The organism is Phaeodactylibacter xiamenensis (assembly GCF_965229835.1).
GTDB classification, from domain to species: Bacteria; Bacteroidota; Bacteroidia; order Chitinophagales; family Saprospiraceae; genus Phaeodactylibacter; species Phaeodactylibacter xiamenensis.
Genome location: NZ_OZ245931.1, coordinates 2,411,088 through 2,434,665 on the forward strand (window position 1 = coordinate 2,411,088; position 23,578 = coordinate 2,434,665).

21 protein-coding genes are annotated in these 23,578 nt (G+C 51.3%); 8 read left to right on the forward strand and 13 right to left on the reverse strand.

Features of this window, described 5'->3' with window-relative positions:
• Positions 1–226 precede the first annotated feature (226 nt).
• On the forward strand, positions 227–3,187 hold the full coding sequence (locus tag ACO08I_RS08900; protein ID WP_421949098.1) for a DEAD/DEAH box helicase: 2,961 nt from the start codon (positions 227–229) through the stop codon (positions 3,185–3,187).
• A gap of 24 nt (positions 3,188–3,211) precedes the next feature.
• Here ACO08I_RS08900 and ACO08I_RS08905 read toward each other — a convergent pair whose 3' ends face one another.
• The 3 genes from ACO08I_RS08905 to ACO08I_RS08915 form a co-directional block, all read right to left on the reverse strand.
• On the reverse strand, positions 3,212–6,067 hold the full coding sequence (locus ACO08I_RS08905; protein WP_421949099.1) for a M16 family metallopeptidase: 2,856 nt from the start codon (positions 6,065–6,067) through the stop codon (positions 3,212–3,214).
• A gap of 295 nt (positions 6,068–6,362) precedes the next feature.
• Entirely contained in the window at positions 6,363–7,604 is a 1,242-nt protein-coding gene (locus ACO08I_RS08910; protein ID WP_421949100.1) for a hypothetical protein, read from the reverse strand.
• A 77-nt stretch (positions 7,605–7,681) separates the two neighbouring features.
• Complete coding sequence (locus ACO08I_RS08915; RefSeq protein ID WP_421949101.1) at positions 7,682–8,896, reverse strand: TPM domain-containing protein; 1,215 nt, start codon at positions 8,894–8,896, stop codon at positions 7,682–7,684.
• 108 nt (positions 8,897–9,004) lie between these two features.
• Here ACO08I_RS08915 and ACO08I_RS08920 point away from each other — a divergent pair, with 108 nt between their 5' ends.
• Together ACO08I_RS08920 and ACO08I_RS08925 are read left to right on the forward strand one after the other, a co-directional pair.
• Positions 9,005–9,232, forward strand: coding sequence for a hypothetical protein (locus ACO08I_RS08920; protein ID WP_044220747.1), 228 nt, complete (start codon positions 9,005–9,007; stop codon positions 9,230–9,232).
• A complete protein-coding gene (locus ACO08I_RS08925; RefSeq protein ID WP_081969018.1) occupies positions 9,229–10,224 on the forward strand; it encodes a UPF0236 family transposase-like protein in 996 nt (331 codons plus the stop codon). The genes ACO08I_RS08920 and ACO08I_RS08925 overlap by 4 nt, the downstream gene beginning before the upstream one ends.
• A 12-nt stretch (positions 10,225–10,236) precedes the next feature.
• On the opposite strand, the gene ACO08I_RS08930 is transcribed toward ACO08I_RS08925, so the two are convergent.
• Together ACO08I_RS08930 and ACO08I_RS08935 are read right to left on the reverse strand one after the other, a co-directional pair.
• A complete protein-coding gene (locus ACO08I_RS08930) occupies positions 10,237–10,653 on the reverse strand; it encodes a type II toxin-antitoxin system VapC family toxin (RefSeq protein ID WP_421949102.1) in 417 nt (138 codons plus the stop codon).
• On the reverse strand, positions 10,650–10,934 hold the full coding sequence (locus ACO08I_RS08935) for an AbrB/MazE/SpoVT family DNA-binding domain-containing protein (protein WP_421949103.1): 285 nt from the start codon (positions 10,932–10,934) through the stop codon (positions 10,650–10,652). The genes ACO08I_RS08930 and ACO08I_RS08935 overlap by 4 nt, the downstream gene beginning before the upstream one ends.
• A gap of 30 nt (positions 10,935–10,964) precedes the next feature.
• Here ACO08I_RS08935 and ACO08I_RS08940 point away from each other — a divergent pair, with 30 nt between their 5' ends.
• The 4 genes from ACO08I_RS08940 (at position 10,965) to ACO08I_RS08955 (ending at position 14,749) form a co-directional block, all read left to right on the forward strand.
• Complete coding sequence (locus tag ACO08I_RS08940; protein ID WP_421949104.1) at positions 10,965–11,234, forward strand: hypothetical protein; 270 nt, start codon at positions 10,965–10,967, stop codon at positions 11,232–11,234.
• 67 nt (positions 11,235–11,301) lie between these two features.
• On the forward strand, positions 11,302–13,014 hold the full coding sequence (locus ACO08I_RS08945; protein WP_421949105.1) for a sodium:solute symporter: 1,713 nt from the start codon (positions 11,302–11,304) through the stop codon (positions 13,012–13,014).
• 95 nt (positions 13,015–13,109) lie between these two features.
• Positions 13,110–14,198 carry a hypothetical protein gene (locus ACO08I_RS08950; protein ID WP_421949106.1) on the forward strand — a complete coding sequence of 363 codons (1,089 nt, stop codon included), beginning with the start codon at positions 13,110–13,112 and terminating at the stop codon, positions 14,196–14,198.
• 62 nt (positions 14,199–14,260) lie between these two features.
• Positions 14,261–14,749, forward strand: coding sequence for a DUF4199 domain-containing protein (locus tag ACO08I_RS08955; RefSeq protein ID WP_282782203.1), 489 nt, complete (start codon positions 14,261–14,263; stop codon positions 14,747–14,749).
• A gap of 63 nt (positions 14,750–14,812) precedes the next feature.
• On the opposite strand, the gene asnS is transcribed toward ACO08I_RS08955, so the two are convergent.
• From asnS to ACO08I_RS08995, 8 genes are all read right to left on the reverse strand, one after another.
• Complete coding sequence (gene asnS / locus ACO08I_RS08960; protein ID WP_421949107.1) at positions 14,813–16,267, reverse strand: asparagine--tRNA ligase; 1,455 nt, start codon at positions 16,265–16,267, stop codon at positions 14,813–14,815.
• Positions 16,268–16,569: 302 nt separating this feature from the next.
• The gene (locus tag ACO08I_RS08965) at positions 16,570–17,238 is read right to left on the reverse strand and encodes a porin family protein (RefSeq protein ID WP_421949108.1); all 669 of its coding nucleotides are present in this window, start codon (positions 17,236–17,238) and stop codon (positions 16,570–16,572) included.
• 252 nt (positions 17,239–17,490) lie between these two features.
• Complete coding sequence (locus ACO08I_RS08970) at positions 17,491–17,766, reverse strand: hypothetical protein (RefSeq protein WP_282780237.1); 276 nt, start codon at positions 17,764–17,766, stop codon at positions 17,491–17,493.
• A gap of 160 nt (positions 17,767–17,926) precedes the next feature.
• Positions 17,927–18,820 (reverse strand): RluA family pseudouridine synthase, encoded by an 894-nt coding sequence (locus tag ACO08I_RS08975; protein ID WP_421949109.1) that lies wholly within the window; start codon positions 18,818–18,820, stop codon positions 17,927–17,929.
• 3 nt (positions 18,821–18,823) lie between these two features.
• Positions 18,824–19,228: a thiol-disulfide oxidoreductase DCC family protein gene (locus tag ACO08I_RS08980; protein ID WP_282780233.1), complete on the reverse strand. Its 405-nt coding sequence runs from the start codon at positions 19,226–19,228 to the stop codon at positions 18,824–18,826.
• Positions 19,229–19,261: 33 nt separating this feature from the next.
• Positions 19,262–20,638, reverse strand: a complete 1,377-nt coding sequence (gene radA, locus ACO08I_RS08985; RefSeq protein ID WP_282780232.1) for a DNA repair protein RadA — start codon at positions 20,636–20,638, stop codon at positions 19,262–19,264.
• A 370-nt stretch (positions 20,639–21,008) separates the two neighbouring features.
• The gene (locus ACO08I_RS08990) at positions 21,009–21,344 is read right to left on the reverse strand and encodes a TraR/DksA family transcriptional regulator (protein WP_421949110.1); all 336 of its coding nucleotides are present in this window, start codon (positions 21,342–21,344) and stop codon (positions 21,009–21,011) included.
• A gap of 121 nt (positions 21,345–21,465) precedes the next feature.
• On the reverse strand, positions 21,466–22,236 hold the full coding sequence (locus tag ACO08I_RS08995; protein ID WP_052516048.1) for a Bax inhibitor-1/YccA family protein: 771 nt from the start codon (positions 22,234–22,236) through the stop codon (positions 21,466–21,468).
• Between the two features lie 300 nt (positions 22,237–22,536).
• On the opposite strand from ACO08I_RS08995, the gene ACO08I_RS09000 reads away from it, so the two are divergent.
• The gene (locus tag ACO08I_RS09000; protein ID WP_044222701.1) at positions 22,537–23,532 is read left to right on the forward strand and encodes an NYN domain-containing protein; all 996 of its coding nucleotides are present in this window, start codon (positions 22,537–22,539) and stop codon (positions 23,530–23,532) included.
• Positions 23,533–23,578 lie beyond the last annotated feature (46 nt).

Sequence of the window (23,578 nt, forward strand, 5' to 3'; positions counted from 1 at the left end):
GAAAGCATAGTTCAGGGCGCTGGATAAGCACAATGTCAATATCGGAATCTTTCCCGGTGTTCTGGAGAAAGGCGGATTAAATGAATGTTAAGTTTGGTCCCCCAAACGGCAGCTCCTTGCCCAATACCCGCATTTTTTTCCCTACATTTGTCAGTTCAGATAAAATCAAAGTAAAGGGAAGGCGCAGCGTTGACAAGTACCCGCCTTCTGTACAGGAGTCGCAAACATGCAGTTATTCAAAACCGATACACAACGCGCCACGCACCATGTGGTGTACGATATTTACCACTTTGCGGAGAAGCTCTACCTCCCTACCGCCTACATCGTTAGTGAAGATCAGGAAGGCTACCTGGCGCACATCAAGCAGAAGGCGCTCAAGGAGACCATCGGGAGCTTTGAGCTGGAGCTGACGCCTACCCGCGACCGCCTCTTTGACCTCATCGAGCAACTGCAGCCCAAACTGTTGGCGGAAAAATTCCGGCCCAACAAACGGAGCAAACCGACGCTGGAAACACTCCTGGCGGACCGCGACCTGGCAGGGCCCATTTACAAATACGTACACACCCGCCTGGCGGAACTCCTGGAGCGTGCCAATGCTGAAGGGCTCCCTGTGACCTGGCAGGTAGAGCGCACCGTGCTGGCCAAAGATTTTGTCATTGAAACCGGGCTGGAGCCCCTGGAGCCTCAGCTGTTTTTCAAACGGGAAGAAGCGGGTGTCCACTACCGCCTGCAACTGGCTGACCGTGACGGGGCCTGGGCGATTGGCTCCCGCGATGTGGTGCCGATTACCAACCACCCGGCCTGGCTCTTTGTGGACTACAAACTGTACCGTGCCCCTGCTATCAACGGCAATATGGTGCTGCCTTTTCAGAAAAAGGAAGAGGTGCATATCCCCCGCAAAGCCGTTAAGACCTATTTCCAGAAGTTCATCCTGAAAGTGGCGGCTAAATCGGAAATCGAGGCAGAAGGCTTCGAGGTACAGCAGCACGAGGAGCTGCAAGCCTGCATCCTTGAGCCTGTACAGGACCTCTTCTCTGGGCAATGGGTGCTTTCGGTACAAATGGCTTATCCAGGCAGCACGTTCACCTGGAGCGACCCGAAGGACAAACGTACAAGCCTTGAATTCGATGAGGGGGACGAGGTGCGCATCCTGCAGGCACTCCGTCAACGGGAAGTAGAGGCTGCTTTTGTGGAGAAGCTGAAAAACCAGGGGCTGGAGGTCAACGCGCATCAGCATTTTGTACTTACAGATGCCAGCGAAGACCGCTACGCCCTGCTGGAATGGATCAGCGATAACCGTGCTGCACTGGAGGCTGAAGGCTTTACGCTAAAACTACCATCAGCGGAGGGCAAGGCACTTTACCTGCACCCACCCAAGGTGGAGCTGATAGCCGATCAGGATAATGACTGGTTCGACCTCAAAGGTCAGGTAACGGTTGGGGCGCATACCTTCCCCTTTATGAAACTGGCCAAGTACATACGCGACGGGATACGGCTTTTCCCTTTGCCCGATGGGCAGTTCTTTCTCATCCCGCAGGAGTGGATGGCCCGCTACAAGGGGCTGTTCCAATTTGGGAAAAAGGACAAAGACCAGATGCGCCTGGCCAAAAGCCACTTCACCCTCTTGCAGGAAATTGGCATCAGCGCCGGCGATGAGGTAGCCGAGGAACGCCAACTGGCCGTGGGTTTCATACCCAGCAATCAGCTTAAAGCATCACTCCGCCCTTATCAGCTGGAAGGGGCAAGATGGCTGGTAGGCCTTTACGAAAGTCAGCTCGGTGGCTGTCTGGCCGACGACATGGGGCTCGGCAAAACCCTGCAGACTATCACGGTACTCCTCCATGCCAAGTCGCAGCGGGCACAGCGCCAACAGGAAGCCAAAACACAAGGCAACACGGATACCGGCGCTCAGCTTGGCCTTTTCGCAGCCCCCGACGACCACGATACGCTTAAGCCGTTGCAGTCCCTGGTCATCTTGCCGGCATCGCTGGTGTTCAACTGGGAGGCGGAGATTAAGAAGTTCGCCCCTACCCTGCAGGTGTACCGGCATACCGGGCAAAAGCGCTACAAAGACATTCGCCTGCTGTCGCGCTTCGATGTTATCCTCACCACCTACCAAACGGCCCTGCGCGATGTGGAGGTGCTGAAGCAGATGGAATTTGAGTACATCGTGCTGGATGAAAGCCAGTACATCAAAAACAAGGACAGCAAGGTCTTCAAAGCCATCAATCAGCTGGAAGGCCTGCACAAGCTCTCGCTCAGCGGCACACCGATTGAGAATTCGCTGTCAGACCTCTGGGCGCAGATGCAGTTCATCAATCCCAACCTGCTGGGCAGTTTCAACTTTTTCAAAAAGGAGTTCATCCGCCCGATTGAGCGCCTTCAGGATGAGGATAAGAAAAATCAGCTCCGGCGACTGGTGCAGCCTTACCTGCTGCGGCGGACCAAGGAGGAAGTGGCTAAAGACCTGCCACCGCTGAGCACACAGGTGTTCTACTGCGAGATGACGGCCGAACAAAAGCGCCTGTACGAACGCGAAAAATCAGCGGCCCGCAACTACTTGCTGGAAAACTACGATGCCGACAATCCGCGGTTCCGCTTTAAAGTACTGCAATCGCTGACCAAGATGCGGCAAATTGCCAACCATCCCAAAATGGCGGTAGAGGCTTACGCCAAAGGCAGCGGGAAGTTTGAGGACGTGCTGGAGCATTGGGAGACCATTCAAAAGGGCGGGCACAAAGTACTCATCTTCAGCTCCTTCGTGCAACACCTGGAACTTTACCGGCAGGAATTTGAAGGGCACCAACAGCCTTACGCCTGGCTTACCGGCAGTCAAAGCAGCAAAGAGCGGGAGCGGGCCATTCAGTCCTTCATGGAAAAACCAGAGGTGCAGCCGTTCCTCATTTCCATCAAGAGCGGGGGTACCGGGCTTAACCTCACCGCCGCAGACTATGTCTTCATCCTTGACCCCTGGTGGAACCCAACGACGGAGCAACAGGCCATCGCCCGGGCGCACCGGATCGGGCAGGACAAGCATGTGATTGCCATCAAATTCATTACCAAAGACACCATCGAGGAGAAAATCCTCCGCCTTCAGGAGAAAAAGTCCAAACTGGCGGAAGACATCATCGGGGATGTGGAGAAGGCGAAGTTCTCGAAAGGAGATATTGAGTATTTGTTTGGGTAGGCCCAAACAGGAAAAACTTAAAGATCAATACCCAAATACCTCCTCCATGCTCAACTTACGAACGGGCCCCACCTGTTCCAGTGCCGCCCAATCCATGCGGTCTGCACTTCCCAATACCACATGCTTGTAGGCACGGTCGCGGACATGCTCCTGATGGAAACGGAGCAGGTCAGGCAGTTCACTGCGTTGTAGCCGTTGGTACAAATCTTCCCGCATATCCTTTTCGAAGCCCAGCCGGCGGGCGGTCAGTGACTCCCAGAAGTAGCGGCCGGGCACAATGCGCTCGCTTTCGATACGGCGCAGGATGGAATGCCGGGCCTGCATCGCCTGCCCTTCCAGCACGGGCATATCCTGTAAGATGCCGGTCAGGGCGGGAATGCCTTCCTGTAGCTTGTCGGGCTGCGTGCCCAGATAGGCCTGCAAATAATGCGGTTGGTCCAGGCGGTCGGGCGAACTGTAGTAGGCAAAAGAGGAGTAGGCCAGCGCCCGCGACTCCCGGATTTCCTGAAAGACGATACTCGACAGGCCGTAGCCGAAGTACTCATTGTACCACTCGCTGAGCTGAAATTCATCGAGGCTAAAGTGAGGCGTGCCCCGGGAAATCAGCATCACATCGGCCTGTACAATTGGAAAATCGAGGAAAAGCACTTCGTTTTCTGACGTATGGGGCTGTTCAAAGGACCTGCTCTCCGGTACCGGCTTCAACTGCTCCGCCCGCTTGTGGTACTGTTGAATGGCGGCAGCAACTTCCTTCACCGGGTTTGGACCATAATAATGCACGGTATGCTCGTAATTGCTTAGGCTTTTGAGCCGCTGAATCAGTTCCTCCGAAGTTAGTGAACGAACCTCCGCCTCCTCGAGACGGTAGCGGAAGGGCGAGTCGGCACCATAACGGGCATAGCTGCCCAGCGCCCGGCGCAGGACAAAATTGCGATTCTGTTTGGCATGCTCGCGCCGCTTAATCACATCAGCTTTCATGTTTGCCAGGGCCTGCTCATCGGGCTGCAGGTTGGCCATCACATGCTCCATGAGACGGATGCCCTCAGACATTGACTCGCTCAGCCCGCTGATCGTCAGATAAGTGTAGTCGTTATTGACGTGCACATCGAAGGATAAGCCCAGACGGAAGAACTGCCGCTGCAATTCGGCTGCACTGTATCGGGAAGTGCCAAGGTAAGGCAGGTAGGCGATCGCCATTGACAGGGTGCGATCAGAAAGCTTGTTAAGCTCAAAGACGTAGTCCAGGCGGAACAGCTCATTGCGGTAATTGTGGACATATTCCAGGCGAAGCCCCGGTTGCAGGTCGACCTGCTGAATGCCTTTTTCAAAATCCGCAAATACCGGTGGCATTGGCGGCGTTTCTACCGAAAGGAAGTCCTGTGCGTATTCCGACAGGCGGTTGCGTTCCAGCTGCACGGCATTGATGGGCGGCTTTTCCACCTTGATGACGTTGGGGTCATCGCCCTGCTGCTTGTAGACCACCACCCGGTTGTCGCCCAGATTGGTTTGCGCAAATTCCATCACATCCGCTTTGGTCACCTTCTCCCACCAGTCGAACCGGCTGACCATCCGCCCCCAGTCAACGCCCAAGACAAAGGCTTGCGTGATGAGGTCTACGCGGCCGCGGTTGCTCTCGGTAAGCTTGACCTCCCTCAGCCGGATATCTTTGATGGCCGCTTCCAGCATCCAGTCCGCAAAGTCGCCCTCCCGGAGGCGTTGCACCTCCCCTATGAGCAAGGCTTCCACTTCTTCCATGGTTTGCCCTTCCCGGGGGCGGGCTACCAGTCCTAGCGCAGTGTAGTCCTGAAACTGCCAGGACCAGGCACTCCCATCGAGGACGCGCTGCTGCTGATTGAGGTTGAGGTCGAGCAGTCCCGCCTGATAGTTATGCAGCAAGTTCTGAATGAGCGACAGCATCATGGGATCATCTGATGCAGCGCCCTGAAAGCGCCAGGCGATATCCACAAAGGGAGCTTCCTGCCCCCAGGCCTCCAGCCTTACCGGCTCCTTAATCGGTGGGGCCGGCTCGTAGCTAAACGGGGGCACAGCACCGGGCTCGAAGACACCGAAGTGGGCTTCCGCCAGCGCAACGGCCTGTTCCGGCTCAAAGTCACCGGACAGGATAAGCGCCATATTATTCGGCACATAGTAGGTGCGGAAAAATTCCTGTATTTTCTTTTGGGAAGGGCTGCGCAGATGCTCGGCAGAACCGATCGTCGTCTGCGTACCGTAGGGGTGGTTAGGGAACAAGGCTTCCCGGATCATCTTGTTCACCTTTCGGTTATCCTGATCCTGCCCGATATTGAACTCCTCGTACACTGTTTCCAGTTCGGTATGGAACAGGCGCAGCGCCATCATACGGAAGCGCTCCGACTCCAGGCGCATCCAACGCTGCAGTTCATTGGACGGTATATTGTTGATGTAAACCGTTTGGTCTACGGAAGTATAAGCATTGGTATCCTTGGCACCGATGGCACCCGACAGCAGATCATACTCATTGGGGGCAACAAGCTTTGCCGCTTCGTTAGACAAGCGGTCGATTTCCTGATAGATCGCACGGCGTGCCTCCGGATCGCGGGTAGCACGGTGCTGTTCGTACAGGTCTGAAATCTGCTCCAGAAACTTCGACTCCTGCGCCCAGTCCAGGGCACCGATGCGGCTTGTTCCCTTGAAGAGCATGTGCTCCATGTAGTGGGCCAGGCCCGTAGCATCAGCCGGATCCTGCTTGGAGCCCGCACGTACAACGATATTGGTGTGAATACGTGGCTCTTCCGGATTGACGGAAAGGAATAGAGTCATGCCATTGCGCAGGGTATAAATCTGCACCTGAAGCGGATCGCCGGCAATGGTTTTGGGCGTCAGGGAAGTAGTTGCGGCCATAGTCGAATGCTTATTTTAACTGACTTTTGCAACAACACAGTGGCGCTGGATTAAGTTTTACAGATAGGAACTTCCCCGTCGATATTTGCCCATTCTTCAAATCAACAGGGTGGCAAGGCACTGTTTTTTTGTCTATATTCGGTATCTAATTTTCAACTATTATCATGTCTACGTTACTGTCTACTCCAATACCCACTACGCTGAGCGAATTTGCAAATGGAGACGATCAAATTCCTGTATTAGATAAGGGATACCTGGGCTTTCAGACCCTTTACAAAGGAGTGAAATTTTAACCTTACTCCTCCAACTCCTTTAATTTGCGGCGAGCCACCATACCATGCCGCATACGCCACTTAGGGTTTTCCAGCAGAGCCGGGCGGGCACTGAAGTCATAATCATCACAGTACTGCGTACAGTAAAAACTATTCTTATCAATGGCAATCGGCGAGGCGATTTCCGCCAGTTCGGGGATGATCTCGTACAGCTCCTCCGGGATATCGGGCAGGATAAAGTCTACCTGGTCCATGCCTTCCATTTCACCCCAGAGGTGCCAGCTTGCAAGAGGGCGCCCCTGCCCCAGGCTGTAGTAATAGGAAATGGCATAGTGCTGCCCCTCGTCGCTGCCCGCAGCAAAGGTAAAGCTTTTGCTTTCCGAACGGAGGAAGGAAGGTTCGAAGCTGAACGTATCGATTCTGGCTGGCAGTGCCTCCTTGTAAGTACCATAGAGTGCGATGCCTTTATTGTTGATGTCGGACAGGAACAGGCTGAGGGAGTCAAATTGCACCCCACCTGGCACAAAGAAGGGGATGGTATCTGTAGCTCCGATCTGCTTCTGGGCACTATTGAACAAGTGGAACTCATACCCGTCCAGCATCCCTTTTATCGTACCCTCCCATTCGGTTTGGTAAGGCATGGCAATTTTGCCCATGTAGACGGTTTTGCCCAGGCCCTCCCGGGACAGTTCGAAGTTATTGTCAGCCGTCATGGGGCTGGTAAAGTGGCGCAGGAAGTTTTCGCCCGGCAGGCGCATAACGGCAAAAATACCGGCATTGTCTTCCAGTTTGGCACTGATATTGAGCACGCCACGGCTTACTCGGTACTCCGGCCGGCGGGACAGCGGGCCAAACAACTGAAATTCTTCCACTCCATCCACATCTGCTACACGCACATTGAAATTGCGGTAATTCGGGGCTTTTTTCGGTGCCATCGCCCTTCCAATCACTGCGCCATCGCTGAGCCCGATATAAGTGGTATTCTCAAAACTGTAGTAGCCCTGATCCTCCACTTCCTCCACCAGAGTAAGCGCCAGGGCCTCCCCTATCCGCTGCCGGACCTTAAAAGTGTGGGCCGAATCTTTAGGCAATTGCCCGGCGAAAGTAAAGTAGCGGAGTACCCCATACTGATTGCTCACCATAATGGCTTTGAGATCCTCAGACTGCAGGCGGTCTTTGGTAACCGACAACGTCAGGGTTTGAGAAAATAAGGATACTGCCGAAAGCAGCAGGATAAAACAGGTAAGGTACTTAGCCCGGATCATGCATTTTGGTTTTGAGTTTTCGGACTAATATAATACGCCTTTCGGTAAAAAGATGTTGTGGAATTGTTAAGTGTGCATTACCAACTCACACCTGCCCCTCCGCCACCGGAACTGCCGCCACCGAAGGAGCTACCGCCACCACCGCCAAAGGAGCCTCCACCACCGGAGGAACGGGTTTTCTTAGGAATGACCACGATGCGCCGGTTGCGGTAGTTGCAGTTCTTGCAGGTGTGAATGACTTCCTTCTTGCCAGAGTGGCTGTAGGTCGCATTGCGCAGCACATTGGTATCGGATAGCGCATAGGTCCTGAACTGGCACTTCGGGCAGGCTTTGTATTTACTCCACCGTTTTTTGTAGGGCAAAATGAGAATATCCTCCTCGTCCTCGGTAATCCAGACATCGTAGTCGACCGAGCCCAGATGCTCCTCTACCACCTGTCCCAATTCCAAATAGCGGTCATCTTCAACTTCGTGCAGCTTGTGCATAATGGCACCGGTTTTGCGGCCATAACGGGGCTGATTGCGGAGCTTCTTCAGGTGACGGCTGAGGAGTGGGTAAAACAAGGCATAGGGCAACGGGAACAAGAGGATGAAAATCCAACTGTGCACCTTGCGCACCATCATGAAGCGGTCATAAAGTTCCTGCTTGGAATAGTTGGTATAGATGAGCCAGATGATTAGAAAAAGGACAAACAGCGCGTCAATCACAGCATACCATACCAGGCCATCCGGCACCCCGTCAATCATTTGCCGGGGCTGCCCGCTGGAGCGAATTTCCTCAATCGTCTCCGGGTTTTCCAATGTTTCCTTGATACGCTGTGTGGCGGCAATGAGCCCTGCGCCATAGTCACCCTCCCGGAAATAAGGCACCAACTCCTGCATACCGATGCGGTAACAGATCACATCCGGCAGTACGCCTTCGAGCCCGTAGCCCGTCTCAAACTCCGTGCGCCGCTGGTCCATTACCGAAAAGACGAGAAGCCCGTTGTCTACATCTGCCTGCCCGATGCCCCAGTGATTGAACAGGCGGGTGGCAAAATCCTTGGGGTTTTCCTGCCCGATTGAATTGACGATAACAATGGCCACCTGAGCGGTGCTGTTCTGTTCCAGCTGACTGCAAAGGGCATTGAGCGTACTTCGGTCTTGTGAGTTGAGGATACCATCGGGATCACTGACGTAGCCACTGCCGTTGTCCTTGGGGTTGGGAAGGTTTTCAATTGTATAGGTGGTCTGCGCCATCGCGGCAACAGCCAACATTAACATTACGGCCAGGAGGAGCCATCGGATTTGCATAGAAATAGGAATTAGCCGGCTCCTAAGGTACAGCTTTCAGTTCAATTTTATCGGCAGGATCGAGAAGGGTGTGTATAACAAATTGCACAAGTTAGCTATCTTTAAAGTATGAAGAAGCCAACCCCCACCCCGAGCGAGCTAGAACAAGTTGCCGACGAGATACTAAGTGGCATGCGTGCCGAGCTACTCGACTTTCTGCAATCTCAAGCCAACGCGACCTCATCGTCAGCTTATGAGAATAGCGTTTTAGATTTAGCCCGCCAATTTGCCCAAAAGGTAGCTACCCAACAAGATGGGCCACTGCCAAAGAGCCGCAACGCTAAAAAAAAGTCTTGACAAGTTTTGGGCAGCTTACGCTGTCTAAAAACCACGTGCTATGCCAAGGCACAAAACGCTTTGCCCTCAGTGAGCGCCTGCGGGAGCTGTGCTGCCTGCTAGGACAGGGCAGTGTTTACGAGCAGGCTAGCGAGACACTGGAAGAACTGCTTAGGCTAGACTTATCTGGTATGCAAATACAGCGTGTCTGTATGCACTATGGCAGTTTAGTAGGCCCATTGGTCAGCGCGGATGCGGAAGGGGCCATACCCAGTTTAGAAATTACTGATGAGCAAGCGCCTACTTATGTGATGATGGATGGCATGATGCTCCCTACACGAGAGGAAAAGAGCTGGAAAGAAATTAAGCTCGGCCGCATATTTCAACACCAAGATGTGGTACAACTGTCGGCCAAGCGCAGACAAATACGCCAATCCGTCTATGTGTCCCATTTTGGCAGTGTCGACCAGTTTTTCCCTAAACTGGAGCGCCATCTAGTACCCTATCAAAAAAAGGTCATTTTGGGAGATGGAGCCCCATGGATATGGCGTTGGGCCGAGGACAACTTCCCTGGGGCTCGTCAAATATTAGACTTCTATCACGCCAAAGAAAAACTGGTGCTCTTTGCAAAACATCAGTTTAGAGTAGATGAAAAACGCAAAGCCTGGGTGGCTGGCCAGTGTGAAGTACTCTCAGCCAATAGAGTGCACGAGGTAGTGGATAACGTAAGCTGCCTCAGAGCGAGAAATCACGAAGCCCGGGAAGCTAAGGCGAAACTGCTATCTTATTACGAAGAGCATGAAGACCGTATGCAGTACAAAACCTACAGGGATGAAGGGCTGCTCATCGGCTCTGGACCAGTAGAGGCCGCTCATCGTAGTGTCTTGCAGCAGCGGCTCAAATTATCCGGCCAACGCTGGACGGTTGATGGGGCGCAAGCCATCGCGGATTTGCGGTGCTATCGTAAAAGTGGAGCGTGGAGTACGATCCAGCAACTTGTCGCAGCGGCATAGCTGTGCAATTTGTTATACACACTCGAGAAGGTGTTCGAAATCGGAAAAATTATTAGTGTACAGCACGGACACTTCTGCCTTCAAAGCCGCCTGCAGGTGCAGCGCATCGTAAATCACTCCGCTGACCAGTCCCTTTTGGGCGCAGCGGTGAAGGGCGGCTTCGTAGTCAGACCTGGCCAATTCAACAATTTCAAAAATAGCCCCGATCTCTTTTGTGATCAACTGGAAGGCCAAATCCGGTGGAATCGCCAAGCCTTTGGGCAGCTTTGTCAGGTTGGAATACAATTCGGCATAGGTATGTGTAACCGAGGTAACACCTACTCCACTGCTTAGCGCATTGTCCATCAACTGAAGACTTGCTTTATGCTGAGGGTGTGCCGAAACCAATGCCGGAAGTAAAACAGAAGTATCAAAATAATGCCTGATCATAAGCCCATTATTTTTTGGTCTCTTTCCTCGCGTGAGATCTTAATCAGGCTTGCAGCATCAGGGACGTCCTCTTGTTCCATGCTTTCTTCAAATAAAAAAAACGGGAAGCCTTCAGCAGAATGTGTTAATTGCGGTGCTGCTGCCGGCTGCTTTTTAAGGTAAATTCCCTCCTGCTCGTTCACCTGCCCTATTTCCAGATATTGCCCAGCCTTCAACCCCAGTTCCTCCCGGACTTTTTTGGGGATCAGAATGCGCCCAAACTTGTCTATTTTGACTTCCATAATCTTCATTTTGGCAATAAAACTAAAAAATTGGCAAAACAGTTCCAGTATTGGAATGCTAAACCACGACGCAACAATCCGGAATCAAAATTGTCCATTCCGGCATATCCTTCTATTTTAGCCGTTCAATACCTAAAGATCAACCATATGGCCATGCCCGACCAACAAGACCAACAGCCTTTGCCCGATGACGGGCCACCGCCTATCCTGAAGACCTGGAACCGGATGTACCTGTTTGTGCTCATCCTGCACGCCATCATCATCACCTTATTCTACTGGTTTACACAAGCTTATTCCTAAGGCAGTTGCCTGCCACCGGGGCACGACCTGTTGCCCATCCTCACTAAAAAGACTAACCAAAGCGCACATGGAAACACTGGACTGGATAATAATGCTGGGCACGCTGCTAAGTATCGTGGCTTACGGAGTATGGTACACCCGCAAGGTTGACAACGTACAGAGCTATCTGTTGGGCGATCGCGACCTGCCGTGGTGGACGATCGGGCTCTCGGTCATGGCCACGCAAGCCAGCGCGATCACCTTTTTATCCACGCCCGGGCAGGCCTATGAGGACGGGATGCGCTTTGCGCAGTTCTACTTCGGGCTGCCGGTGGCCATGGTGATTTTGTGTGTCTTTGTGCTGCCGATTTATTACCGGCTCAAGGTTTATACCGCCTACGAGTACCTGGAAGGGCGTTTTGACCTGCGTACCCGGACGCTCACGGCCGTTCTTTTTCTCATCCAACGGGGGCTGGCAGCCGGGCTGACCATCTACGCGCCGGCCATCATCCTGTCTACCATTTTGGGCTGGAGCCTGCGGTGGACTGTCCTTTTTATTGGAGCGCTGGTCATTTTTTACACCATGCTGGGCGGTACCAAAGCCGTGAGCGTGACCCAAAAACAGCAAATGATCGTCATCCTGTCGGGCATGTTTATCGCGGCGATGATTTTGATTTTCCAGTTACCTCCGGACGTCGGTTTTAGCGATGCCGTGGGCGTGGCTGGCAAAATGGGCAAGCTCAACGTTGTCGACTTCGAATTTGATTTATCCAACCGGTACAACTTTTGGTCAGGCATGATCGGCGGGGTGTTCCTGTTCCTGTCTTACTTCGGTACGGATCAGTCGCAGGTGCAGCGCTACCTCAGCGGCAAATCCCTGAATGAAAGCCGGCTGGGGCTGTTGTTCAACGGTATTCTGAAGGTCCCCATGCAGTTTCTGGTACTCTTTGTAGGCATCCTGGTGTTTGTCTTCTTTCAATTCCAGCAGCCGCCCATCCACTTTAACTCGGCCAACCTGGAAAAGCTGGAAAATACCGAATATGCGGACGACCTCGCTAACCTGCAGGCGCAACACAACACCCTTTTCCTAACCCAACAAGAAGAGGTGCGGGCACTTATGGGTGCCATTGACCAAAACGATGAGCCCGCCATTTCAGAGATTCAGCAGCGGCTGTCTACTTTGCGGGAAACCGACAGCGAACTGCGCAAGGCAACGAAAGACCTCATTTTGCAGGCCGACCCGGCTTCCAAGATCAAGGATACGGATTATGTATTTATCACGTTCGTCACGGAGTACCTCCCGGTGGGGCTGGTAGGCCTGCTGCTTGCCGTTATCTTCTCAGCCGCTATGTCCTCCACGGCCTCTGAGCTGAACGCCCTGGCTACGACTACGGTGGTTGACCTCTACCGGCGCAGCTTTGCCAAAGACAAAAGTGACCGGCACTACCTGAATGCCTCTAAAGCGTTTACGGCAGTTTGGGGCGGCATTGCGCTGGTTTTTGCGGCTACTGCCAATCTGTTTGAAAACCTCATTCAGGCGGTCAATATCATCGGCTCTCTCTTCTACGGAGCCATTCTGGGTATTTTTGTGGTGGCCTTCTTTATGAAAAAAGTAGGCGGGCGGGCGGTCTTCATCGGCGCGCTGATTGCGGAAGCCATCGTACTGATCATCTTCACCCTCAACTCCATGGAGATCATCAACATCGCCTATCTGTGGCTGAACCTGATCGGGTGCACGCTGGTGATGGGCATTGCGTGGATTTTGGAGCAGGTGCTGCCGAAAAAGTTAAGCGCTTCATAAAAGCTCCCTGATAACCGTTAAAACCAAGCTAAAGTAGGTAAGAGCGGACCATGCTATGCTCTGCGGTTTGTATTTTCAATGCCAAACCCCTTGGTATGAAAAAATACATTTACCTGCTGCTATTTCTCGCCGCCTGTCAGTCCCCAAGACAAGCTTTCGAAGCCGGTGAGTACGACAAAGCCTTCAAAAAAGCCCATGACCGGTTTGAGCATGGTCAGGGCGACCCCGAACTCCGGACACTTATGCGGCGGTCCGCTGAGCAAATTTTGCAACGCGAGCACGACGCACGCGACCAACTTTACGCCTCCGATGATCCTGCCGATTGGGCCAAAGCACTCGACCGCAATGTGGACCTGCAAGAACAGCTCTCCCCCGCCCTACCCTACCTGCAAAGCACCCTGCAATTTGAGCTGGACGGGCTGCAAAACGAATACCAACGCACCCGGCCCTTGATCTATCAGGCTTACCTTGACCGTGGCCGGCAAAGGATGCTGGAGTTTGACACTACCGGCCGCAAGTCCACGGCTCAGGCAGCCTATTTTGACTTCAGGCATGCGGAGGAATATGCCGGCAATTCGGTGGAAGCCTCACTCGACTCCCTGTTAAAAGCAGCACGCAAGGGTGGAACGCTTCAGGCCCGTGTGGAACTCGATCCGCCCTTTTTCTACCGTTTTGATACTGAGCGGGCGCTGGACAACCTTGCAGGGCCTGCCGGGGACTTTTATCAGCTGAGCTATAATCTAAATCCTGCGGAGGCGGACTGCGTCATCCGGATCAACTTCAGTGATGTGGATGTTGACGAATGGGAGGACAGTAGTCAGGAGCACTATACGGAGCAGGTTGTCACAGGGTACAACACGGAGCGCGACACGAGCGGCAACACCTACGAAGTACCTGTACATGAAGAGGTTTCAGGCACCGTATCTTACATCACGCATCATAAGCGAGCGAGCCTTTCCGTATCGGTGAACATCATCAATCAGAGTGGGCAGTGTACCATGTCTGGCTGCTCTTTTTCGGATCAGGTGGAAGCACAAGATGAGGAAATTGAGATTTCCGGAGATACCCGGGCTATCCCCTCGCACATCACGGAGACCCACTTCAGCGATCTACCAGATGACGACGATTTGGCGGAGGAACTGATTGATGCACTGGCACGGAGGGTAATCGGGTGTTTGCGGTAAGAAATCTCTACCCAGTTTATATAGATTATTCCCTATCTTAGGAGGTACAAAATACCTAAGTCATGAAAAAATACGCAACAGAAATCAAATGGGCGCTGATCTTTTGTGCGGCAGCCCTGGTCTGGATGGTCTTTGAGAAAGCAATGGGGTGGCATGGCCCCAAAATTGAGAAGCACCCTTACATGACCAACATTTTCGGGCTGGTAGCCATCGTCATTTATGTGTTGGCGCTTCGGGAAAAGCGGGAAAAGCTGGGCGGGCAGATGACCTGGAAGCAGGGGTTTATGTCCGGGTTGATCATTAGCATTATTGTCGGGTTACTAAGCCCGGTCACGCAGTGGATTACCCATGCGCTGATCTCTCCGGAGTACTTCTCCAATGCCATTGCCTATTCAGTAGAGGTGGGCTATCATGACTCACCCGAAGCCGCCGCCGAGTACTTTAACTTGCAGTCTTATATGATGCAGGGCGGCATTGGTGCTATTATCATGGGAGTGGTGACCTCAGCGGTTGTCGCCATTTTTCTAAAGCGTAGTCCGGAGACTGCTTAACGACAGGAAGGGCTACAGCTTTGATGCTGCAGCCCTTCGATTTTGGTTCTTTCTGATTTTCCTCTAAAACTCCGCGTTACCCGGCGTACGCGGGAAAGCGATCACGTCACGGATATTGCCCATGCCGGTGATGAACTGTACCATGCGCTCGAAGCCCAGCCCAAAGCCGGCGTGAGGCGCACCGCCGAACTTGCGCAGTTCGAGGTACCACCAGAGTTCTTCCTCGTGTACGTTCATATCAGCCATACGTGCCTTTAGCACATCGAGCCGCTCTTCCCGCTGTGAGCCGCCGATCACCTCCCCGATGCCCGGGAAGAGGACGTCCATTGCGGCTACGGTTTTGCCCGGCACACCTTCCTGCTCATCGTTCATGCGCATGTAGAAAGCTTTGATAGACGCCGGGTAATCGCGCACAATGACTGGCTTTTGGAATTTCTTTTCTACCAGGTAGCGTTCGTGCTCTGCCTGCAGGTCTTTGCCCCACTCCACATCGTATTCGAACTTCCCTTTCTTGTACGGCTTGGAATTGCGTAGGATGTTGACCGCATCGGTGTAGGTGATCCGCTCGAAGTCGTTGTCCACCACAAACCGCAGGGTCTCGATGAGCCCCATAGCACGGCGCTCATTTTTAGGCATATTTTTCTCCAGATTCTGAATGCGCTGATCCAGGAATTCAAGCTCTGCACTGTAGTTTTCCAGGATATGGTTGATGAGGTACTTGCAGAAGTCCTCCGCCAAATCCATATTGTCAAAAATATCGTAGAAGGCAACCTCCGGCTCAATCATCCAAAACTCGGCCAGGTGGCGGGAAGTGTTGGAGTTTTCCGCACGGAAAGTGGGCCCGAAGGTGTACACTTTGCCCAGGGCCAGGGCACCGATTTCGGCCTGCAGCTGACCAGATACCGTAAGGTTAGTTGGCTTTTCGAAGAAGTCTTCCTTGAAGTCCACTTCGCCTTCTTCCGTCCGCGGTGGATTGCTGATGTCCAGGTTGGTCACCCGGAACATCTCGCCGGCGCCTTCTGCATCGCTCCCCGTGATGATGGGGGTGTGCATGTAGAAATAGCCATTATCATTGTAATACTTATGGACGGCATAGGCAATACCATGACGGATGCGGAATACCGCACTGAAAGTATTGGTGCGCATGCGGAAGTGCGCTTTTTCGCGCAAGAACTCCAGGGACTGTGCCTTCGGCTGCATGGGATATTCCTCCGGATTGGCAGCACCCAGGATTTCCACCGTGTCTGCCAGCAGTTCTACGTCCTGACCTGCGCCCTGTGACTCCACGAGTTTGCCGGTAGCCTTGATGCAGGCGTGGAAAGAGATTTGCTTCAGTACGTCCTCCGGGATCTGCTCAAAATCCACAACGACTTGCAGTGTGCCCATGCTCGTACCGTCATTCAGGGCAATAAAACGGTTGGAACGGAAGGCCCGTACCCAGCCCATAACGGTAAGCTCCTGCCCTACGCGGGGCTTAAAATCTTCCAGTATCGTTTGAATCTCTGTGCGCTTGCTCATCTTTCGTTTTTTAGCGTGCCACCAAATGAATGCGCGAAAATAGGGCTTTTGGGAAAAAGGGGGAAATTTAAAGGCCCGCTACTTTCGGGATTTGTAGCGGGCCTTTAACTTCTGTCAGGATTGAGAAGCTGTTTGAATTTAATCCTCAGGTTTTCTTATGGTCTTTTTTTCGCCACTCTGCGTTACCAAAATCCTCATCCGTACGGACTCCGGTTTTGGCGCCTTGACTGGCAAAAAAATGCCTCATAATAAATTCCAGAAACCAAATTCAAACAGCTTCTGAGGGCTTCGGTGCTCTGATGCTATGGATTTAGAATAGCATATTGTACGCTCAGCTGCAGGGATTGATTGAGGAGTTTGGGCTGATCTTCAGGTGATAATGGCTCTCCATTGGGGTCAGCAAACTCAGTATCTAATGTAGTCAGCAATCCATGAAAAAGTCTCACGTTGACTGAAAGTCTATCATTAAAGGCGTAACCAAGACCTAACACCGCAGATAAATCTGTGTCATTATACAGTCTGCCCATTACGTCTTCATTGCCGATGGGTTCGCCGTCGACCACAGATTCCGCCTTCAACATAAAACTGACCGCCGCTCCCGCTTCAACATAGAAATTATTGACCGGGTAAAACCGGATCAGTGCGGGAAGGTCAAAATAATCAAGACGCACGCTTGAATTTACTCCATATAAGTCCTCATTGCCGCGGAAGCCTCTTCGAGAAAAAGTAGGCGCTACTAAAACTCCAAAGGTTGAGGAAACGGGCAATTCAAAAGACAAACCAGCCTGAAATCCGGCAATAGCTAAATTGGCTTCGTTAGAAGGCATCGTCTGACCCAGAAATTGATATTGATTAAACCAATGGGTATTTGAAGCATTCCCCCCGGCAGAAAGACTAATCTTTGGACGAAGCTGAGCGGAAAGTGAAGTCGCGGCTGTGAGCAGCAGAGCGGTTAGGATAAGTGGTCTCATGATTTTTAATATTTAGTTGATTGATAAACGAAAAAACCTGGGCGACCACGCGACCCTATCTAGACTTTAACATTGTTAAATTGCAGGCTAGTGCCTCAAGTCATAGATCTCTGATACTTAAGTTGAAGTTATTTTTCGACTAATCAAGGCGAAGGTTCGCGACTTTAGCCCGAGCTAAACGAGCGGTTCTTCAACGAAGAGTAGGCGGAAAAGAACGAAACTTGGGGTGTCAAGGATTTATGGCTTGAGGCGCTAGTGTTCTTCCGGAGGATTTAGCCTGACCTCTTGAATGAGTGCCTCCACTTCTTCCTCGGGCAGGTCGACGAGCTCTGCAATATCTGCTATAGACATCCCTTTGCGGTCTGCCCGGAAAACAAACAGGCGTGTCTTTTGCCATTTTCCTTTTTCAAGACCTTTTTCAAGACCTTCTTTAAGGCCTTCTTTAAGACCTTTCTGAATACCCGTATTGCGCCCTTCCCTCATGGCCTGGGCTTTGAGTTCCTGTATGATCGCTTCTTCGATACCCATAGCTTTTCTAGATTTTGTGATACCTCGGACTTGTTCTTCAAATTTAAAGCTAAATTCTGATTTTTGAAAGGGTAGGAAAATCCTCTGCCAAATCTTCAATTAGCCCTTTCCAAAGTATATCGTGGGGTACCATGCCGCAATATAAACAAAATATATCAATTTATTTGTTTTTATTCAAAAAATACCTTTCTGACCGCTCCATTATAGCTCTAAACTTTTCAGGCGGCGGGGACCCCACCTTCACCTGGCCCGCGGTGCAGGGATGATTAAAAGCGATGGACACCGCACTTAGGAAAAGGCCTTTTTTGCGCAATAGCGGCTTGTCTTCAGGTGTGTAGGCTTCATCGCCCAGAATAGGAGTGCCCAGGTGAGCCAGGTGCCGCCGTATCTGATGGGTGCGCCCGGTATGCAGGTGCAGCTCCAGCCATGACAGCCATTCACAATTCAGAGAACGGCATTCTTCCAGTTTTTTGAAGGTAGTCAGTGCCGCTTTACCATCTAAGGACTCTTCTATTCGCCCTTCTGTGGGCGTACGGCCGCAAACTATGGCCTGATAGACTTTCTCAATCTCCCGCTCTTCAAATGTTCTTCCTAATCTGACTTGCGCGGAACGGGTCTTTGCAATTACGACCGGGCCCGAAGTGGGTACGTCCAGCCGGTGCACCGGCATGCCCCAGGGCAGGGCGTCTGCAACAGGAGAACGCTGTAGTTGTCCGACCAAAGCATTCACAAGCGTACGGTAATGATTGCCACTTACCGGTAGACCGGGAGGTTTGTGCACAACTGCCAGAAAATCATCTTCGTAGAGTACAGGGATCGAAAAAGGAAATGCTTTTGGAGGCGTCAGGTCCAATTCAAGCAAAACAATGTGCATACTGGGTTTCACCCAAATAGCCGTAGTTGCCAGTTCTCCATCCACAAGTACAGCACCTCGCTGAATGGCTTTCTTGCCTCCTTTCCGGCTGGGGAGGGTTTCAAAAACCTGATGCAGGTAGTCGCTCAGCCTGACCGGGGAAACACCCGGTGGTACGATATGCTCTTCAAGAACTTCCACTACTTAAAGAAAACGAGATTGAAGATCGGGCGATGGAATCATGCAGGCATCTTTTTTCCCGAACCAGCGGTAGCGGTTGCGGGCAATCCAGTCATAGACGGCGTCGCGTATGGGGCGGGGCACCACGATGAAAGCATAGAGCAAAGACCACCCGCCCCCAAGCTGTCTGGCGACCCGAAGCGCTGCCTCAGACCGTGCATACAACTGATCATCCTGAATCAGCACCACCGAGCTCAGGTCCGATGGGCGGTTTTCAAAGCGGCTAAGCACGGCCTGCCCTTCTTCCGATTGCAGGGAAGCAAAGCGGAAACGGGCATCGGGGTCCCGCTCAATGATAAACTGAACGGAGCCATTGCATAAATTACAAACCCCATCAAAAAGCAGTACTGGATGTTCGGTTGTATTCATACTTTCATAACAGATCTGCCAAAGCAGAGTTTTTTACTTAAACAGGGCATAGTATAGCTCCTGCACTTTAGACACGGCTTTCACTTCAATATCATACCGCCCGGTGTCCAACCCTTTGGTATTGTACTTTGAGATGTAGATTTCCTTAAAGCCCAGCCGGTTGGCTTCCTGAATACGTTGCTCTACCCGGTTGACGGTCCGTATCTCCCCGGAAAGCCCCACCTCGCCCGCAAAGCATACATCGGTGGGGATCGCAACGTCCTCTAAAGAAGAAATCAGTGCAGCGACGATAGATAAATCAATGGCCGGATCGTCCACCCGTATGCCTCCTGCGATATTCAGGAAAACATCGTTTTGGGCAAAGAACAACCCCGCCCGCTTCTCCAGGACAGCCAGCAGCATTCCCAAACGCCTAAGGTCAAAGCCGGTAGCCGAGCGTTGAGGTGCGCTGTATACCGAAGTGCTCACCAACGCCTGTGTTTCAATCAGCATGGGGCGCAGGCCTTCTATAGTAGCGGCCACGGCACTGCCGCTCAGGTCTTCATCTTTTTGGGAAAGTAAGAGCTCGGAAGGGTTGGAGACTTCGCGAAGCCCGCTGGCCTGCATCTCATAAATCCCCAGTTCATCAGTGCTCCCGAATCGGTTTTTGATGGTGCGAAGAATGCGGTAGGTATAGTTTCGGTCGCCCTCAAACTGAAGTACGGCGTCCACAATATGCTCCAAAAGCTTAGGCCCGGCAATAGAACCTTCCTTAGTAATATGCCCAATGATAAAAACGGGGATATGCTCCTCTTTTGCAAACCGCTGCAGCTCACCGGCACACTCCCGAACCTGAGACACACTTCCCGGCATAGAATCGATATGCGGGCTGGACAGAGTTTGGATAGAGTCAATGATCACCAAAGAGGGGCGCAGGTTTTGGGCATGCTTCAGAATCTTGCTCGTATTGGTCTCCGACAGGATGTAGCAGTTCTTCGCTTCCCCTCCGATCCGGTCCGCGCGCATTTTGATTTGCTCGTCACTTTCTTCTCCGGATATGTATAATATGGTGAACGGCACATGCAGTGCCAACTGCAGAAGCAGCGTGGACTTACCAATACCTGGCTGCCCTCCGATAAGCACAAGAGAACCAGGCACAATACCTCCTCCAAGCACCCGGTTGAGCTCGGCATCCGGTGTAGTGAGCCGGGTAGTTTCTCCGGCCTTTATTTCCGGCAGTGGCACGGGCTTGCTCTTTGATGCTTTTTCCTGAGTCCGCCAGCTTTTGTCCTTTGATTCCGTTACGGTATCTCTGGAAATCACTTCCTCGATGTAAGTATTCCATTCTCCACAATGTGGGCATTTCCCAATCCACTTTGGTGAAGTGGCGCCACAATTACTGCAAGCAAAAATTTTTTTGACCTTCGCCAACCTTTTTCTATTTTTGATGTTAAGTGTTCAAATTCAGGCGCTAAGATAGAGTTGTAGAAAACAAGAGTTGCCTAAAATTGAGATGGTGTTTTTAAAAAAAATTATTTTTTCACTACATTTACACTATCAAAGATAACTTAACCTTTTACTGAGCGAAATTTGTAACTTCGATAAAAATGTAGCCTGGTAGACAACTGGCTTCATTCCTAGACTGAAAGTAAAAATAATTTCGTTTATTACACGTAAATTTCAGGGATCAAACAGCTCTTACTTCCAAGTAAGAGAATCCAAGATATATGTAGATTGTTTTCATTTGGTTTTTTGGGGTTATACAGGGTGCTGTACTTCGGTACAGTGACCCTGTTTTTTTTTACCGGTCTGCGCATCTGACGCATTCGGTACTCTCTGGCATATACATGAGGCGGGCAGGCGCAATCGGGCGCTTACAACGGGCGCAAATACCAAAGTTTTCCGCATCAATTTTCGTTAGTGCAATTTTAAGGTTGGTCAGTTTCCGCCTTGCTGAGCGTAAGGCCGCTTCAGAGACGCCTTTGTTGTTGATGGCATCCATCCGGCTGACTCTCCCTATAGCATTTTCAGGGGCAATAGGCTTAGTCGCCTCTTCCAACCGCTCCAATTCGGCAGTAGTTTTAACAATTGCGGCTTCAATCTTCGATTTTAATGCGCTTCGTTCCTCTCGTTTCATACCTATCTCTAAAAAGTGTCAAAAAAAACGTGGGAAGCCATCACGCTACCCACGTTTCCATGCTTAGGACAGCCGGACTAACATAAGCCCACCCTCCTATTCATTGCCTCAGGCTTTAGCTTTAATCATTCGATGAGAAAATGGCAATCAGCCTCAGGATTTCAATGTAAAGCCAGACCAGCGTAATCAGCAGCCCCATGGCAGAAAACCACTCCATGTAAGCTGGGGCACCGTACTGCTCTCCCTTATCAAAATTGTCGAAATCCAGCAGAAGATTCATGGCGGCTACGCCAATAATGAGCAGGCTGATACCGATACCAATCATACCTCCATCATGAAGATAAGGCAGATTAATCCCAAAGAAGCTGAGAACGAAATTCAGCATATAGACCACAAAAATAGCGCCCGTAGCCATGATGATGCCACTACGCAGCTTTTGAGTCACTTTGATGATGCCTGTCTTATAGAAAAACAACATCAGGAAAAACACAGCACTGGTCAGGGTAACTGCCTGAAAAATGATGCCATCGAAGGCACTGGCGTATACTGCTGAAATACCACCAACAAAGAGGCCCTCAAGGGCTGCATAAATAGGGGCAAGAATCGGGGAATACTCCAGCTTGAAAGTGGCAATCAACACCACGATCAGACCGCCTATGGCACCACCCCACATTAGCAGGGGGTTAGCCGCAGCGTAGCTGAGTACGGCCGTTGCGACCATCAATGCGCCCAATAATAAAGATTTGTTGACCGCACCGGATACTGTCATCCGGTCTGTTTGAGTGCCTGCCTGTGTCATATCAGCATCGAGGACCTGATTGGAGGCTTTCTGGAAAGCCTTTTCACTCATGACAGGATTACGCGATTGGAAAAAACCTTTCTTTCTACTCATTTTAGTACATAGGTTAGTGAAATGCTGTTCTAATATAGAACGCGCTCTTCAAAACTACAATTAATTCTGCTTTTTGTTGTCTGCCAGGATTGAACCTCCCGTATCTAAAGGTGTTTCTTTCCTGATACAAAGCTCAATCGTACGTATTTTTCCGTACTTTCGCGGATACAAAAGAAAAATTGTGCCTTATATTCTCCCAGCTATTTCATTTCCCAACCATACACCTATACGATAACTTCCAAACAACCAACTTTTTACAAGTATATAGATTCAGAAAAAGATAAAACACTTCAATAGTAAATGACAAATACCAACGGGATACCACTCATTAAGATTGGCGTTTTTTACGATGGAAATTACTTCTACCATGTCAGTAATTTCTACAATTATGTACACGAACGCAAGACCCGAATCAGCATTAAGGGGCTGCACGAATTTATTCGCCATAAAGTTGCAGAACTCGAAGGAGACGGGACTAATGTTAATCACTGCCAGATTGTTGACGCGCACTATTTCAGAGGCCGGCTGAGCGCTTCCGAGGTGAGCCATAAAGGCAAGCAGCTGTATTACGAGCGTGTCTTTGACGACATCCTCATGTCTGAAGGCGTCACCACACACTATTTGCCCCTGCGCAACAACAACTATGGGCGGAAGGCGGAGAAAGGCATAGATGTGCTGCTGGCGCTCGAGGCTTTCGAGCAGGTCTTCTACAAGCAGTTCGATGTACTGGTGCTCATTGCTTCCGACAGCGACTACGTACCCCTCATCCGTAAGGTCAATTCCCGGGGCACAAGAGTAATGGTGCTCTCGTGGGACTTCGAGTATACCGATGACTACGGCAACCAAAGAGCTACCCGTACTTCACAGGATTTGCTGGAGGAGGTGACCTACCCTCTGGCAATGCATGAGATCATTGATAACCGGGTGACCCGGGACTCTCATATTGTCAATAACCTTTTTGTCCCCAAAACGGACCATTACACCAAAAAGGATTATCGGGGAGATAATCATCACAGCTACAAGGAACAGCCTGAAAAAGAAGAGGAACCTGTCACAGAAGTAATGATCACTCAGGACGGAGCCTATCACTCCAGCACCATACTATCCCTTAAGGAAGGGTTTGGCTTCATTGCTTACCCACCTAATAATCTGTTCTTCCACCATTCTGAAGTACAGAACTGTGATTTCAATGACTTGCTGGTCAACGACCGGGTGGAATTCCGCCTGGGCAAGAACCAGGAAACTGGCCAGGACATCGCTATCGACGTGTACCTGCAGGAAGATGATGAAGAATAAATTGCTTTCCAGCCGGGCGTAGCGCATTCTAACCGAGCATAGCTAC